At 71.0% G+C, this 15,307-nt stretch carries 12 protein-coding genes; 7 read left to right on the top strand and 5 right to left on the bottom strand.

The genetic code is table 11. From position 1 onward, the window contains the following. Window positions 1–66 precede the first annotated feature (66 nt). From NCG93_RS07305 to NCG93_RS07320, 4 genes are read left to right on the top strand one after another with little or no spacing between them, the layout of a single operon-like run. On the top strand, window positions 67–1,278 hold the full coding sequence (locus tag NCG93_RS07305) for a Gfo/Idh/MocA family protein (protein ID WP_194414609.1): 1,212 nt from the start codon (window positions 67–69) through the stop codon (window positions 1,276–1,278). Next, complete coding sequence (locus tag NCG93_RS07310) at window positions 1,275–1,967, top strand: ThuA domain-containing protein (RefSeq protein WP_194414608.1); 693 nt, start codon at window positions 1,275–1,277, stop codon at window positions 1,965–1,967. Before NCG93_RS07305 ends, NCG93_RS07310 begins: the two co-directional genes overlap by 4 nt. Next, the gene (locus NCG93_RS07315; protein ID WP_241741897.1) at window positions 1,964–3,073 is read left to right on the top strand and encodes a Gfo/Idh/MocA family protein; all 1,110 of its coding nucleotides are present in this window, start codon (window positions 1,964–1,966) and stop codon (window positions 3,071–3,073) included. The genes NCG93_RS07310 and NCG93_RS07315 overlap by 4 nt, the downstream gene beginning before the upstream one ends. Beyond that, a complete protein-coding gene (locus NCG93_RS07320) occupies window positions 3,070–4,575 on the top strand; it encodes an alpha-N-arabinofuranosidase (protein ID WP_194414607.1) in 1,506 nt (501 codons plus the stop codon). The genes NCG93_RS07315 and NCG93_RS07320 overlap by 4 nt, the downstream gene beginning before the upstream one ends. A 66-nt stretch (window positions 4,576–4,641) precedes the next feature. Here NCG93_RS07320 and NCG93_RS07325 read toward each other — a convergent pair whose 3' ends face one another. The 4 genes from NCG93_RS07325 to NCG93_RS07340 are packed head-to-tail and all read right to left on the bottom strand — an operon-like array spanning window position 4,642 to window position 10,140. Next, complete coding sequence (locus tag NCG93_RS07325) at window positions 4,642–6,945, bottom strand: beta-xylosidase/alpha-l-arabinosidase (protein WP_194414606.1); 2,304 nt, start codon at window positions 6,943–6,945, stop codon at window positions 4,642–4,644. Next, window positions 6,942–7,820 carry a carbohydrate ABC transporter permease gene (locus NCG93_RS07330; protein WP_194414988.1) on the bottom strand — a complete coding sequence of 293 codons (879 nt, stop codon included), beginning with the start codon at window positions 7,818–7,820 and terminating at the stop codon, window positions 6,942–6,944. Before NCG93_RS07330 ends, NCG93_RS07325 begins: the two co-directional genes overlap by 4 nt. A 14-nt stretch (window positions 7,821–7,834) precedes the next feature. Continuing rightward, the gene (locus NCG93_RS07335) at window positions 7,835–8,833 is read right to left on the bottom strand and encodes a carbohydrate ABC transporter permease (protein WP_194414605.1); all 999 of its coding nucleotides are present in this window, start codon (window positions 8,831–8,833) and stop codon (window positions 7,835–7,837) included. A 17-nt stretch (window positions 8,834–8,850) separates the two neighbouring features. Continuing rightward, on the bottom strand, window positions 8,851–10,140 hold the full coding sequence (locus NCG93_RS07340) for an ABC transporter substrate-binding protein (RefSeq protein WP_194414604.1): 1,290 nt from the start codon (window positions 10,138–10,140) through the stop codon (window positions 8,851–8,853). 172 nt (window positions 10,141–10,312) lie between these two features. Here NCG93_RS07340 and NCG93_RS07345 point away from each other — a divergent pair, with 172 nt between their 5' ends. Continuing rightward, entirely contained in the window at window positions 10,313–11,308 is a 996-nt protein-coding gene (locus NCG93_RS07345; RefSeq protein WP_194414603.1) for a LacI family DNA-binding transcriptional regulator, read from the top strand. 40 nt (window positions 11,309–11,348) lie between these two features. Here NCG93_RS07345 and NCG93_RS07350 read toward each other — a convergent pair whose 3' ends face one another. After that, window positions 11,349–12,512: an ROK family protein gene (locus NCG93_RS07350; protein WP_194414602.1), complete on the bottom strand. Its 1,164-nt coding sequence runs from the start codon at window positions 12,510–12,512 to the stop codon at window positions 11,349–11,351. Window positions 12,513–12,613: 101 nt separating this feature from the next. On the opposite strand from NCG93_RS07350, the gene xylA reads away from it, so the two are divergent. Both xylA and xylB read left to right on the top strand, forming a co-directional pair. Continuing rightward, window positions 12,614–13,819 carry a xylose isomerase gene (gene xylA / locus NCG93_RS07355; protein WP_194414601.1) on the top strand — a complete coding sequence of 402 codons (1,206 nt, stop codon included), beginning with the start codon at window positions 12,614–12,616 and terminating at the stop codon, window positions 13,817–13,819. A gap of 115 nt (window positions 13,820–13,934) precedes the next feature. Further along, window positions 13,935–15,239, top strand: coding sequence for a xylulokinase (gene xylB / locus NCG93_RS07360; protein ID WP_194414600.1), 1,305 nt, complete (start codon window positions 13,935–13,937; stop codon window positions 15,237–15,239). Window positions 15,240–15,307: the final 68 nt, after the last annotated feature.

Here is a 15,307-nt window from a genome sequence, read left to right on the forward strand (position 1 = left end):
TTGCGCAAGAACCTCGCGACGCCGGGCCGGCGGTGGCATCGTCTGTGGCTGGAAAGGGCACACCCGATGACGACGACGACATCGCCGCTGCGGATCGCACTGATCGGCACCGGCTTCATGGGCCGCATGCACACCCACGCCTGGCGCACCGCGCCGCGCTTCTTCGATCTCCCGCTGACGCCGGAGCCGACGCTGCTCGTCGGGCACCGCCCCGACGCCACAGCGGAGGCCGCGGCCCGCTGGGAGTGGCCGGAACACACGGTCGACTGGCGAGAGGCCGTCGAACGCGACGACATCGACGTGATCGACATCTGCACCCCCGGCCAGACCCACGCCGAGATCGCGCTCGCCGCCTTGGCGGCCGGCAAGCACGTGCTGTGCGAGAAGCCGCTGGCGAACTCGGTGGCCGAGGCGGAGGAGATGACGGATGCCGCATCCCGCGCGGGCTCGGTCGCCATGTGCGGCTTCAGCTACCGCCGCACCCCCGCGCTCACCCTCGCACGCGAGCTCATCGCGGCGGGCCGCGTCGGCGAGATCCGTCACGTGCGGGCGCAGTATCTGCAGGACTGGCTGAGCGACCCGGACGCGCCCCACACCTGGCGCCTGGACCGCGATCGAGCGGGCTCCGGCGCGCTGGGCGACATCGGCGCTCACAGCATCGACACGGCCCAGTGGCTCACCGGCCAGGACATCACCGGGGTCTCGGCGACCCTGCGCACCTTCGTCACGTCGCGGCCCCGCCGCGGGGAGGTCGAGGGCCTCGGCGGCGTCGCCGCCGACACGTCCGACCGGCTTCCCGTCACCGTCGACGACGCCGCCGCGTTCACCGCCCACTTCGACGGCGGCGCCCTCGGCGTCTTCGAGGCGACGCGCCTGGCGACCGGACGGCGCAACGCCAACCGCATCGAGATCAACGGCGACCGCGGCGCGATCGCGTTCGACTTCGAGCGGATGAACGAGCTCGAGGTGTACGACGCCGCCGCAGATGTCGCGCAGGGCTTCCGGCGCGTGCAGGTCACCGAGGCGCAGCATCCGTATGCCGGCGCCTGGTGGCCCGTCGGGCACGGACTCGGCTACGAGCACCTGTTCACGCACCAGGCCGTCGACTTCGTCCGCGCCGTCGCCGGTGAGATCCCGGTGTCGCCCACCTTCGCCGACGCGACCCAGGTGCAGCGCGTGCTCGCCGCGGTCGAGCAGAGCGCCGCGCACGACAGCATCCTGACGACGGTCGCCACGGCCGCCGCCCCCGAACACCCCCTGGAAGGGAACCCCTCATGACCCGCACCGCCCTCGTCGTCCGTGGCGGATGGGACGGCCATCACCCGGTCGAGGCGACCGAGCTGTTCCTGCCGTTCCTCCGTGACAGCGGCTTCGACGTCACCATCGAAGAAGACCCGCAGGTCTACGCCGATGCCGACCGCATGGCCGCGACCGACCTCGTACTGCAGTCCGTGACCATGTCGCAGGCCTCGAACGAGGCAGTGAAGGGCCTGCGCGAAGCCGTCGCCGCCGGCACGGGACTCGCCGGCTGGCACGGCGGCATCGCCGACTCGTTCCGCGCGAGCTCGGACTACCTCCAGCTCGTCGGCGGCCAGTTCGCGACCCACCCCTCGAAGCACCCTGACGAGGTGCACGGCGATCAGACCGACAACTACCTGGAGTACACGGTGGAGATCACCGACCTGGGTCGCCGGCACGAGATCACCGCCGGCATCGAGGACTTCCGGCTCACGACCGAGCAGTACTGGGTGCTCCACGACGACCTCATCGACGTGCTGGCCACGACCACCCACCCGGTGCAGCCGTACCACCCGTGGCACCGGCCCATCACCTCGCCGGCCGTGTGGACGCGGGACTGGGGCCAGGGCCGCGTCTTCGTGTCGACGCCGGGCCACAGCCTCGACGTGCTGCAGGACGCCAACGTCCGCACGATCATCGAGCGCGGCATCCTGTGGGCCGCGCGATGACCGCCGGCAGCATGACCGCCGGCACCGCGACCGACATCGGCATCGTCGGACTCGGCGTCATCTCCCGCCAGTACCTCGAGACGCTCCTCGCAGTGGACGGCGTGCGGATCGCCGCCGTGGCCGATCTCGACGCGTCGCGGGCGCAGGCCGCGGCCGACAGCATCCCCGGATGCCGTGCGCTCGGCACCGACGAACTGCTCGCCGATCCCGGCGTCGGCACCGTCCTCAACCTCACCATCCCCGCCGCGCACGCCGAGGTGGCGCTGGCCGCCATCGCGCACGGCAAGGACGTCTTCGGCGAGAAGCCCCTGGCTGCGACGCTCGCGGACGCGGCGCGGGTGATGGATGCCGCAGCCGCCGCGGGCGTCCGCGTCGGGAGTGCGCCCGACACGGTGCTCGGCACCGGCGTCCAGACGGCGCGTGCGGCGATCGACGAGGGGCGGATCGGGCGGCCGGTGTCGGCGTCCGCGATGTGGATCTCGGCGGGCCACGAGGCGTGGCATCCGCAGCCCGACTTCTACTACCGCGAGGGCGGCGGCCCGCTGCTCGACATGGGGCCCTACTACGTCACGTCGCTCGTGCAACTGCTCGGACCGGTCGAGGCGGTGTCGGGCGCCGCATCGCGGTCGCGCGACGTCCGTGTGATCGCCACCGGGCCGAGGGCCGGTGAGAGCATCGGGGTCGAGGTCGACACCCACCTGACCGGCATCCTGCACCACGCGTCCGGCGCGATCTCGACCGTGACCATGAGCTTCGACGGCGTGCGATCGACCGCGGCGCCGATCGAGGTGCACGGCGTCGAGGGATCGCTGATCGTGCCCGACCCCAACATGTTCGTGGGGGAGGTCCAGCTGCATCCGAGGGGCGGCTCGTGGGAGACCCTCGAGCCGTCGGCCGGGTACGCCGACGCCGGCCGCGGCATCGGCCTGCTGGACTTCGTCGCCGGCCACCACCGGGCGAGCGGGGCGATCGCGCTGCACGTCCTCGAGATCATGACGGCCCTGTCGGACTCGGCCGCCTCGGGCGAACGCGTCTCGTTGCGCACCACGGCCGAGCGCCCGGCCCTCGTTCCGCTGACCCCCGCATCCGAGTGGAGAAATCTGTGACCACGGCCCGCGCCGTCATCGACCTCGACGTCCCCGGCGACGTCATCAGCCGTCACCTCTACGGCCACTTCGCCGAGCACCTCGGCCGCTGCGTCTACGGCGGCTTCTGGGTCGGCGAGGACTCCGCGATCCCGAACGTGCGCGGCATCCGCTCCGACGTCGTGGAGGCGCTGAGGGCGCTCGACATCCCGAACCTCCGCTGGCCGGGCGGCTGCTTCGCCGACGAGTACCACTGGCGAGACGGCATCGGCCCCCGTGAGGACCGTCCGCAGATGATCAACTCGCACTGGGGCGACGTCGTCGAGAACAACCACTTCGGCACGCACGAGTTCATGGACCTGTGCGAGATGCTCGGCGCCGACGCGTACGTCAACGGCAACGTCGGCAGCGGCACGGTGCGCGAGATGAGCGAATGGGTCGAGTACCTGACGCGCGACGGTGACTCGCCGATGGCGCGGCTGCGGCGCGAGAACGGCCGCGACGAGCCGTGGCAGGTGCCGTTCTGGGGCATCGGCAACGAGGCATGGGGCTGCGGCGGCAACATGACCGCCGAGCAGTACGCGCTCGAGGCGCGCCGCTACGGCACCTTCTGCCGCAACCACGGCGGCAACGAGCTGTACCGCATCGCCGCCGGCGCCTCCGACGACGACATCACGTGGACGCGCGCCCTCATGGAGTCGCTCGGCTGCCTCACGTGCGGCTCGCAGCCGGCGCCGGTGTTCCAGGGCGTCTCGTTCCACTACTACTCGCATGCCGGCGCAGGCATCAACACCGAGTCGGCGACGTCGTTCGCGCCGGAGCAGTTCTACGGCACGATGCGCAAGGCGCTCGACGTCGAGCGGGTCATCCGCCGACATGAGGCCGTCATGGACTCGTACGACCCGGATCGCAAAGTGGGACTCATCCTCGACGAGTGGGGCACCTGGTGGAACGTCGAGCCCGGCACCAATCCCGGCTTCCTGTTCCAGCAGAACACCGTGCGCGACGCCCTGGTCGCCGCGGTTCACTTCGACGCCTTCCATCGCCACGCCGGGCGCCTGAAGATGGCGAACATCGCGCAGACCCTCAACGTGCTGCAGGCGATGATCCTCACCGACGACGACGGCGCGATGGTGCTCACCCCCACCTACCACGTGTTCGAGATGAACCGCGGGCACCACGATGCGACCGCGCTCGCCGCGCACGTCCTGTCGGCGCCCGCCGCCGCAGACGACGTGCCAGGGCTGTCGGTGTCGGCCTCGACACGGGACGACTCCGCGCTGGTGTCGCTCTCCAACCTGTCGCTCGACGCTCCGCTCGACGTGCGCGTCGACCTGCGGGGTCGCGGAGCGTGGGTGCGTCGCGCGCGTGTGCTGACGGGGACGGATGCCGCGGCCCACAACACTCCCGAGAGCCCCGACGCCGTGGCGCCGGCGTCGCTCGAGACGTCGATCGAAGCCGGTGTGCTGACCGTGACGCTGCCCCCGCACTCCTTCGCGACGGTGGAGCTCGACCTGGCGTAGCCGGGCGCACGACGGCACGGAGAGGGCCCCGCGGCGCGATGCCGCGGGGCCCTCTGTCGATCCGGGTCAGCGCGCGGGCAGGGCGTCCGCTCCGGTCCGGACCGTCGCGGTCGCGGCGCGGGGATCGGCCGACGTCACCACGTGCACGGCGCCGGTCAGCTCGACCTGGGCCTCCGCGTCGCGCTGCGCGCACGAGGGACCGACCCACAGGTCGATCGCGCCCGGCTCGACGATGCGGCGACCTTCGCGCCCGGTGAACGCCAGGCGCGCCGCCGGCACGGCGAAGCGCACCGACACCGACTCGCCGGGCTCCAGCGACACGCGCTGGTACGCGAGCAGCTGCGCGACCGGACGGGTGACCGACGCGACGCGGTCCCGCGCGTACAGCTGCACGACGTCGGTCCCCGGCCGGTCTCCGGTGTTGGCGACGACGACCGAGACATCCAGGATGCCGTCGGTCGCGGCATCCGTCGCCTGCAGCGATGCGCGCTCGAACGTCGTGTACGTCAGACCGTGGCCGAAGGGCAGGGCCGGCGTGTTGTCGGCGCTCGTGATCTCGGTCGGCCCGCCCAGCACCGGGTGCAGGTACGTGTAGGGCTGCGCGCCCGCCGACCGGGGGAGCGACACGGGCAGGTGCCCCGACGGCTGCGTGCGGCCGGAGAGGATCCCCGCGATGGCAGGTCCGCCCTCCTCGCCCGGGAAGAAGGCCTGCAGCACCGCGCTCGGGGCGCCCGGCCCCTCGAGCATCCAGCCGATCGCGTAGGGGCGTCCCGAGACCACCAGGACGGTGGTCGGCGTCCCGGTTGCGATGACCGCCTCGACGAGACGTCGCTGTGCCCCGGGCAGTTCGAGGTCGTCGACGTCGTTGCCCTCGCCCACGGTGCCGCGGCCGAACAAGCCGGCGCGGTCGCCGACGACGACGATCGCCACATCGGCGGCTGCCGCCGCCTCCGCGGCCGCGGCGATCCCGCTCGTATCGGGGTCCTCGACCTCGCACCCGCGCTCCACCACCACGTCGGTGCCGGCGAACTCGCCGCGCACCGCCTCGGCGATGGTCGGCATCTCGAAGCCGAGCGGCGTGCCCGGGTGATGCGCGAGCACGTGGTTCGCGAAGGAGTAGCACCCCATGAGCGACTCTGCGGAGTCCGCGTTGGGCCCGATGAGCGCGATCCGGCCCGGCGTCGCCAGCGGCAGCAGGCCGTCGTTGGTCAGCAGGACGACCGATTCCTCGGCGGTCCGGCGGGCCAGCGCACGCAGCGCGGGATCGTCCAGGTCGATGTCGGCGGGCGGCGACGCGAAGTCCGCGTCGAGCAGGCCGAGCCGCTCCTTCTGCGCGAGCACGCGGAGAACGGCGCGGTCGACGAGCTCCACCTCCTCCGGGTGCGCGGCGAGCCGGTCCCGCAGCGGCGCGGCGAACGCGTCCGCCGTGGGCAGCTCGACGTCGATCCCGGCGCGGAGGGCCAGCACGGCAGCCTCGCCGAGATCGGCCGCCACACCGTGGAGCGTGTGCAGGAACGCCACCGAGAAGTAGTCGGCGACGACCGTGCCCTCGAAGCCCCACTCATCGCGGAGCAGGTCGGTCAAGAGGGTCGGGTCCGAGGCGACGGGAACACCGTCGATCTCGGCATACGAGTTCATGACCGACCGCACGCCGCCGTCGCGGATCGCCATCTCGAAGGGCGGCAGCACCACGTCCTGCAGCCGACGCCGGCCCATGTGAACGGGCGCATGGTTGCGGCCCGCCTGCGAGGCGGAGTACCCGGCGAAGTGCTTCAGGGTCGCGTCGACTCCGGCCGACTGCAGCCCTCGCACGTACGCGGTGCCGATGGTGGCGACGACGTAGGGATCCTCGGCGATGCACTCGTCGACGCGACCCCAGCGGGGGTCGGTGACGACGTCGAGCACGGGGGCGAGGCCCTGGTGGATCCCGAGCGCGACCATGGACCGGCCGATCGCGGCGCCGAGCTCCTCGGTCAGGTCGGGATCGAAGGCCGCGCCCCATGCCAGCGGGGTCGGGAACGTCGCGGCCTTCCACGCCGCGAGACCCGTGAGGCATTCCTCGTGCACGATCGCCGGGATTCCCAGGCGGGTCTCGGTGCGCAGGCGTCGCTGCTCCGCCCAGAGCCACTCGGCACGGGCGATCGGCTCCACCGGCCGCGTGCCGTACACGCGGGTGAGGTGACCGAGCCCGTGGGCCGTCGCCTCCTCGTACGGACCGCTGTTGCCGCGTTCTCCGGCCATCGGCGCGACGACTTCGCCGCCCTTGTCGACCCAGTAGCCGACGAGCTGCGCGAGCTTCTCCTCCAGCGTCATCTGCGCGTGGAGGGACTGCACCCGCGGCGAGACCGCGGGCATCACGACGTCGCTCATCCCTTGACCGCCCCCGTCAGACCGCCGACGATCCGCCGCTCGAACAGGCTGAAGAACACCAGCGCGGGCAGCATCGACAGCGACGTGAAGGCGAGCACCTTGGCCGTGTCGACCGAGTACTGCGACGAGAACGCCTGGACCCCCAGCGGGAGGGTGAACTGCGCTTCGTCGTTCAGGATGAACAGCGGCAGCAGGTAGCCGTTCCAGCTTCCGATGAACGCGAGGATGCCGACGGTGATGACGCCGGGCACCGCGAGCGGGAGCACCATCCGCCAGAAGAACGACAGGCGACCGCATCCGTCGATGTACGCGGCCTCCTGGATCTCGTCGGGGATGGCCTTCAGGAACGGAACGAGGATGATGATCGTCGTGGGCAGTGCGAACGCGATCTGGGGCAGGATGACCCCCGGCAGCGTGTTCATGAGCCCGAGGTTCCGCACCACGATGTACAGCGGCGTGATCGCCACGGTGATCGGGAACATCAGGCCGGCGGCGAACAGCGCATACAGCGCGCCGCGGCCGACGAAGCTGTACCGGGCGATCACGTAGCTCGCCATGAGGCCGAGCACCACCGCGCCGACGGTCGTCGCAAGGGCGACCATCGTCGAGTTCAGCACTTCGGTCCAGAACAGCCCGCTGGTCAGAACGTCGATGTAGTTCTGCGGGTTCCAGCTCACCGGCATGCCCGACGGGTCGACGGTGATCTCGGAGTTCGTGCGGAAGCCGCCGATGATGATGTAGAGCACGGGCCCGAGCATCAGGGCGATGATGACCAGCGCGATGAAGTAGACCGCCGGGCTGCCCCACGGGAGCTTGTCGACGTCGCGGCGGCGTCCGGGAACGGTGTCGCGAAGCGTGATGGTGCGGGTGCTCATCGAGTCCGTGGTGCTCACTTGACGCCCCTCTCTGTGATGGCCCCCGCGGTGTCGCGGCGCAGGATCGTGCGCTGGTAGATCAGGGCGACCACCAGCGAGATGACGAAGATGACCACGGCGACGGCGCTGCCGTACCCGAAGTTCCCGGAGTTGCGTCCGGTCGCGACCATGTAGATCGCCATCGTGTTGGTGCCCGCGACGGACGACACGTACTGACCCCAGATGATGTAGACGAGGTCGAACAGCTGCAGCGCCCCGATGATCGAGAGGAACGCCCAGATGCGCAGGGTGGGTCCCAGCAGCGGCAGGGTGATGGTGCGCTGGATCTGCCAGTAGGACGCGCCGTCGATCGCGGCGGCCTCGTACAGCTCCTGGGGAATCCCCTGGAGCCCCGCGAGGAAGAGGATGACGGCGAAGCCGATGTACTTCCACGTCAGGATCGCCATCAGCGTCCAGATGGCGATGCTCGGGTCGGCGAGCCAGTCCTGTGCGAGCCAGGTCAGACCGACCTTCTCGAGGAAGCCGTTCACCGCGCCGTTGGTCGCCAGCATGAGGCTGAAGCCGGTGCCGACGATGACCTCGGCGATCACGTAGGGGACGAAGATGAGCACGCGGATCAGGGACTGGCCGCGCATCCTGCGGTTGAGCAGCAGCGCCAGCAGGATCGCGACCGGGCCCTGGAGCACCAGCGACGCGACGACGATGAAGGCGTTGTGCCCCAGCGCCTGCTGGAAGATCGGGTCGGTGAAGATCGTGACGTAGTTCTGCAGGCCGATGAAGTCGGTCGCCGGTCCGAAGCCCGACCAGCGGAAGAACCCGTAGTACGCGGCCATGATGACCGGGAAGATCACGAAGCCGACGAAGAAGATCAGGGCCGGCCCCACCAGGATCATGACCTCGAGGCGGCCGGCCCAGCCTAGGCCTCGGGGGCGCCGGCGGCCCTGCGGCACCGACGGGGGCGGCGTGATGCCGCCCCCGCCGTGCTCTGCAAGACCGCGAGCGTCAGAAGACATCTCGCGGGTAGACACGATCAGCCCTGCTTGCCTGCCGCGTTGACCGCTGCGACGAGCTTCTCGGGGTCGCTGTTGCCGGCGAGCATGTCGACGACCGCGACGTTCAGCGCGTTGCCGACGTTCTGGCCCAGCACCGTGTCGAGCCACTGCGAGACGAACGGAGCGTTGTTGTACGCCTCGAGGATCTGCTGCAGGTACGGCTCGGTGACGGCTTCCTGCGCCACGGTGTTGACCGGCGGCGAGTTGAAGGCCTTGTAGTAGGCGGTCTGCTGGTCGGAGCTGGCGACGAAGTTCAGGAAGTCCGCGCACTCCTTCGGAGCATCGACCGAGCACGAGTACCCGTCGACGCCGCCCATCATCGAGCCGGGCTCACCGTCGCCGCCCGAGATCTCGGGGAAGGGGAACCATGCGAGGTCGGGAAGCGGCTTCTCGTCGGGCGTCAGCGAGGCGATCACGCCCGGGTCCCACGCGCCCATGAGCTCCATCGCGGCCTGACGGTTGGCGATGAGGCCGGCCGAGCTGCCCGCGCCCTGCTGGGGCTCGGTGGTGAGGAAGCCGTCGTTGAACGGGTCGATCGCCGCGAAGTCCTGCAGGTCCTCGCCGGCGCGCAGCCAGCACTCGTCGCTGAAGTCCTTCGTGTCGCCGGTCTCCTCGATGACCTCGGGGCTGCACTCGCGGATCGCGAAGAAGTAGTACCAGTGCGCGGCGGGCCAGGCGGCCTTGGCGCCGAGGGCGATCGGCTCGATGCCGGTCTCCTTGAGGCTCTCCACCGCGCCCTTGAGGTCATCGATAGACGCGGGAGCCTCGGTGATCCCGGCGTTGTCGAAGGCGTCCTGGCTGTAGAAGAAGCCGCCCGGAAGCACCGAGAGCGGCATCGCCCACACCTTGTCCTGGTACGTCTCGGCGGCGAACGAGCCTTCGGGGATCTCGCTCTTGATGTCGTCCGAGATGGCGTCGGTCAGATCCATCAGCTGGCCGGCGTTGACCATCGCGGTCATCTTGCCGCCGCCGCGCTGGAGGAAGATGTCGGGGGCGTCGCCCGCGTTCAGCGCCGTCTGCAGCTTTCCGTCCATGTCCTCGTTCTGGACCGACTGCATCTTGATCGTGACGCCGGGGTTCTCGTCCTCGAACGCGGCGATCGCGTCCTTCCAGAACTGCTGGCCGGGGCCGGTCGTCGAGTTCTGCCAGAGCGTCATCTGGACGTCGCCGTCGCTGTTCTCGCCCGAGCCGCCGGCACTGCAGCCGGCGAGCGCGAGCGCGCCGACGACGAGTGCTGCGGAACCCGCGAGGATTCTCTTGCCCATCATGTGATTCCCGTTCTCTTCATCGAGGAGCACCTCTGCTCCGGGGTGCGGTTCGGCGCGATCGGGTCGCGCACTGCTCGGCGCTGCGACCGAGCAAGCAAAAGCGTGCGTGCGCAACAAATAGTTTGTCAAACGTTTTCGAAAACGGTTTCAATGCCGTTACGCTATCGAGATCATGAAGCGTCGTCCCACGATCACGGATGTCGCCGCTGCGGCCGGCGTCTCCGTCGCGACCGTGTCGAAGGCGGTGAACGGCCGCTACGGCGTGGCCAGCGAGACGGCCGACCGCGTCCTCGCCGTGGTCGCGGAACTCGGCTACGAGTCCAGTCTCATCGCCAGCAGCATGCGCTCGCGCACGACCGGCGTGATCGGCGTGCTGGTCGCCGACTTCGAGCCGTTCAGCGCCGAGATCCTGAAGGGCGTCGGACAGGCGCTGCGCGACTCCCGCTACGACCTCCTCGCGTACTCGGGGTCGCACGGCTCGGCGGAGGGCTGGGAGCGGCGATCGCTGTCGCGCCTCAGCGGCACCCTCATCGACGGCGCGATCATGGTGACCCCCACGGTGGTCAACGTCGGCGCCGAGGTGCCGGTTGTCGCCATCGATCCGCACACGGGACCGGCCGATCTGCCCACCGTCGAGTCCGACAGTTACGGCGGCGCGCTGCAGGCGACGCGTCATCTGCTCGATCTCGGTCACACCCGCATCGGCTTCATCGCCGGGCGGCCCGACCTGCGCTCGTCGATCGCGCGCGACGCCGGGTATCGGCGGTCGTTGACGGATGCCGGCATCTCGGTGGATCCCGCCCTCGTCGGTTCGGGCAGCTACCGTCAGGACGCCGTCCGTGTCGCCGCGCTCGAGATGCTCCGCCGCGGCGATCGCCCCACCGCGATCTTCGCCGCCAACGACATCTCGGCGATGGAGATCGTGAAGGTCGCGGCCGAGCTGGGGCTCGCGGTGCCGCGCGACCTCTCGGTCATCGGGTTCGACGACATCCCCGAGGCATCCAAGTCCGCACCGGCCCTGTCGACCGTGCGCCAGCCCATGCAGACCCTGGGCGCCGAGGCGGCACGCCTGCTGCTCACCCTGATGGACGGCGAGGTGCCGGCCGCGACGCACGTCACGCTGCCGACGCGGCTCATCCCTCGGGGGACGACCGCCCCGCCGTCCTGACGGCAGCCGCGGTCGCTTCGGCGCGCCTCGGGTCAGGGGCTCAGTTCAGCGCGACGCCTGCCGGGTCGCGCAGGAGCTCCGCGAAGGCCGCCTCGGCGGCGCCGATGAGCAGGCGATCCTCGGCGAGTGCCGCCGGCCGGATCTCGAGGTCTTCGCCGTTCGCGGGCATGGTCTGAGCGGTGACCGCGTCGGTGAACCCGTCCAGATCGTCGGTGGCGAGCGTCGCGAGGAACCCGCCGAGCACGACGACCCTCGGGTTCAGCACGTTGACGGCGTTGGCCAGCGCGGTGGACAGGATGCGGCGCTGCCGCGCGATCTCGTCGCGGACCTCGGGCGCACTCGCCGCGCGCAGCATCGCGGCGAGCGTGGGCTCGTCGGCGTTGTCGCGACCGAGGACCGCGAGCAGGCGTGCGCGGCTCACCTCGTCCTCGAGCACGCCGGCGCCCGCACGGCGATCGTCGCTGGAGGCGATGCCCGGGCGGTTCTGCCCGAACTCGCCGGAGTAGCCGGAGGCGCCGGCCACCGGCATCCCGTGCACGATCAAGCCGCCGCCGATGCCGCTCGCGCCACCGTTGAGGTAGACCACATCGTCGATGCCGCGGGCGGCGCCGAACAGGTGCTCGGCGAGGACGCCCAGCGCCGCGTCGTTGCCGACGACGGTGGGCAGGCCGGTCGCGGACTCGATGAGTTCACGCAGGGCGGTGTCGGTCCACCGCAGGTGCGGCGCATCGCGGACGAGGCCGTCGGAGGCCCGCACGAGTCCGGGCACGGCGACGCCGATCCCGGCGATCGCCGCGTCGGCGAGGTCGTCCTGGCGCCAGGCGTCGATGCGCTCGCCGATGAGCTGCGCGGTGCCCTCCGGGCCGAGCAGTCCGGTCATCTCGAGGCGCTCACGCCGCCGCACCGTGCGATCCAGTCCGACGGCCGCCATCGTGAGGGCATCGACCTCGGGGTTCACGGCGATCGTCACGACGCGGGGGTGCGGGGCCACGAGCGGAGACGGACGGCCGACGCGACGGCTGGGGTCGGGGGCGCGTTCCTCCACGACTCCGAGCGCGACGAGGTCGCCCACCAGGTCGGCGATCGTCGAGCGGTTGAGGCCGGTGGCTCCGGTCAGCGTCGCACGCGACACGGGTCCGTCGAGATGGGCGAGGCGCAGCAGCCGCGACAGATTCGCTTGGCGACTGCCGACCGGCTCGTTCATACCCTCACTGTAGAGGCGGATCCGGGAGGGGATCGCGCGGTGGACGCCGTAGACTTTCTGGTATAGGTTGTCGTCAGCAACATTTCTCGCAAAGGAGCGTCATGCCCACGCAGTCCACCGGACCGACCCCCACCCGCGCCGACAAGTTCTCCTTCGGTCTCTGGACCATCGGCTACAACGGCACCGACCCGTTCGGCGGACCGACCCGCCCCGCGCTCGATGTCGTCCACGCCGTCGAGAAGCTCGCCGAGCTCGGCGCCTACGGCCTCACCTTCCACGACGACGACCTGTTCGCCTTCGGCTCCACCGAGGCCGAGCGCCAGACGCAGATCGACCGCCTCAAGGGCGCGCTGGCCGACACCGGCCTCATCGTGCCGATGGTGACGACCAACCTGTTCTCGGCCCCCGTCTTCAAGGACGGAGGCTTCACCTCGAACGACCGGCAGGTGCGACGCTTCGCGCTGCGCAAGGTCTTCCGCCAGCTCGACCTCGGCGCCGAGCTGGGCGCCAAGACCTTCGTCATGTGGGGTGGCCGCGAAGGTGCCGAGTACGACTCGGCCAAGGACATCCGCGCCGCGCTCGAGCGCTACCGCGAGGCCGTGAACCTGCTCGGCGACTACGTCACCGACAAGGGCTACGACATCCGCTTCGCGATCGAGCCGAAGCCGAACGAGCCGCGCGGCGACATCCTGCTGCCCACGCTCGGACACGCCATCGCCTTCATCGACTCGCTGGAGCGCCCCGAGCTCGTGGGCCTCAACCCCGAGGTCGGCCACGAGCAGATGGCGGGCCTGAACTTCGCCGCCGGCATCGCCCAGGCGCTGTACCACGGCAAGCTCTTCCACATCGACCTCAACGGTCAGCGCGGCATCAAGTACGACCAGGACCTCGTGTTCGGCCACGGCGACCTGCACAACGCGTTCGCCCTCGTCGACCTGCTCGAGAACGGCGGCCCCGGCGGGGTCCCGTCCTACGACGGCCCGCGTCACTTCGACTACAAGCCGTCGCGCACCGAGGACGAGGCCGGCGTCTGGGACTCGGCCGCCGCGAACATGCGCACCTACCTGCTGCTCAAGGAGCGCGCCGCGGCCTTCCGCGCCGACCCCGAGGTGCAGGAGGCGCTCGAGACCGCGCGCGTCGCCGAGCTCTCGATCCCGACGCTCAACGAGGGCGAGTCGTACGACGACTTCCTCGCCGACCGCTCCGCGTACGAGGAGTTCGACGCCGACGCCTACCTCGGCGGCAAGGGCTTCGGTTTCGTCCGCCTGCAGCAGCTCGCGACCGAGCACCTGCTCGGCGCCCGCTGACCCGCTCGGGCCTCACACACGCACGCACACACGCAGTTGACTTGCCCTATATGTCCGCGACACGCCTGGCGTGTTGTACATATAGGGCAAGTCACGGTCTAGGGCAGGAGAAGCAGTGACGCTGGTCATCGGAGTCGACTCGTCGACACAGTCGTGCAAGGTGCTGGTGACGGATGCCGCGACGGGCGCCGTCGTGCGGCAGGGGCGCGCCTCGCATCCGGACGGCACCTCGGTCGATCCCGAGGCGTGGTGGACGGCGCTGCAGGCGGTGATCGCCGACGCCGGCGGCGTGGACGACGTCGAGGCGTGGGCGGTCGGCGGGCAGCAGCACGGCATGGTCGCACTGGATGCCGATGGGCGGGTGATCCGCGATGCCCTGCTGTGGAACGACACCCGCTCGGCGCAGGCGGCGGCCGACCTCACGGCGGAGTTCGGCGCCGACGAGCTCGCGCGGCGCACGGGACTCGTGCCCGTGGCATCCTTCACGATCACGAAGCTGCGCTGGCTGCGCGACCACGAGCCCGAGAACGCGGCCCACGTGGCCGCCGTCGCCCTCCCGCACGACTGGCTGACCTGGCGCCTGCGCGGCTTCGGCCCTGCCGGCGAATCGCCGCGCGGACCGGTGCTCGACGAGCTCGTCACCGACCGGTCGGACGCCTCGGGCACCGGGTATTGGAATCCCGCGACCGGCGACTACGACCACGAGCTGCTGGTCGCGGCGCTCGGTCACGATGCGCTGCTGCCGCGTGTGCTGGGGCCCGACGAGTGGGTGACGGATGCCGCGGGCCGCCGCGTCGGCGGCGGCGCGGGTGACAACGCGGGCGCGGCGCTCGGCCTCGGTGCCGGCCCCGGAGACGTCGTGGTGTCGATCGGCACGAGCGGAACCGTGTTCGCGGTGAGCGAGGAGCGCACGATCGACCCGACCGGCACGGTCGCGGGGTTCGCCGACTGCACCGGACGCTTTCTGCCCCTGGTCGCGACGTTGAACGCCGCGCGCGTGCTCGACGCGATCGCCCGGGTCCTCGGCGTCGACCACGCGGAGCTCTCACGCCTGGCCCTCGCCGCGCAGCCGGGCGCGGCCGGCCTGCAGCTGGTGCCGTACTTCGAGGGGGAGCGCACGCCGAACCTGCCCGACGCCACGGCGTCGCTCACCGGCATGACCCTCGCCTCGACGACGCGCGAGAACCTCGCCCGCGCCGCTGTCGAAGGCATGCTGTCGGGGCTCGCCGCGGGGCTCGCGGCACTGCGCGGCCTGGGCGTTCCGCTGGAGCGCGCGCTGCTCATCGGCGGCGGCGCGCAGTCCGAGGCGGTGCGCCAGATCGCGCCGCTGGTCCTGGGACTGCCCGTCGAGGTGCCCGAGCCGGGGGAGTACGTGGCGCTCGGCGCCGCGCGGCAGGCGGCATCCGTCCTCGCCGTCTGATCGCCTCGTCGAGGAGTCAGGAGAACCGGGGCGGCGGTGGCCCCGGCGGCCCCGCCCGGCGGCGTGTC

Source organism: Microbacterium yannicii (genome assembly GCF_024055635.1).
In the GTDB taxonomy this organism is placed as follows: domain Bacteria; phylum Actinomycetota; class Actinomycetes; order Actinomycetales; family Microbacteriaceae; genus Microbacterium; species Microbacterium yannicii.

Coding starts and splice junctions, on each gene's coding strand:
- NCG93_RS07345 (WP_194414603.1), top strand. CDS start 10,313: ATGAAGCGTCGTCCCACGATCACGGATGTCGCCGCTGCGGCCGGCGTC.
- xylA (WP_194414601.1), top strand. CDS start 12,614: ATGCCCACGCAGTCCACCGGACCGACCCCCACCCGCGCCGACAAGTTC.
- NCG93_RS07305 (WP_194414609.1), top strand. CDS start 67: ATGACGACGACGACATCGCCGCTGCGGATCGCACTGATCGGCACCGGC.
- NCG93_RS07315 (WP_241741897.1), top strand. CDS start 1,964: ATGACCGCCGGCAGCATGACCGCCGGCACCGCGACCGACATCGGCATC.
- NCG93_RS07335 (WP_194414605.1), bottom strand. CDS start 8,833: ATGTCTTCTGACGCTCGCGGTCTTGCAGAGCACGGCGGGGGCGGCATC.
- NCG93_RS07330 (WP_194414988.1), bottom strand. CDS start 7,820: ATGAGCACCCGCACCATCACGCTTCGCGACACCGTTCCCGGACGCCGC.
- NCG93_RS07325 (WP_194414606.1), bottom strand. CDS start 6,945: ATGAGCGACGTCGTGATGCCCGCGGTCTCGCCGCGGGTGCAGTCCCTC.
- NCG93_RS07310 (WP_194414608.1), top strand. CDS start 1,275: ATGACCCGCACCGCCCTCGTCGTCCGTGGCGGATGGGACGGCCATCAC.
- NCG93_RS07350 (WP_194414602.1), bottom strand. CDS start 12,512: ATGAACGAGCCGGTCGGCAGTCGCCAAGCGAATCTGTCGCGGCTGCTG.
- NCG93_RS07340 (WP_194414604.1), bottom strand. CDS start 10,140: ATGATGGGCAAGAGAATCCTCGCGGGTTCCGCAGCACTCGTCGTCGGC.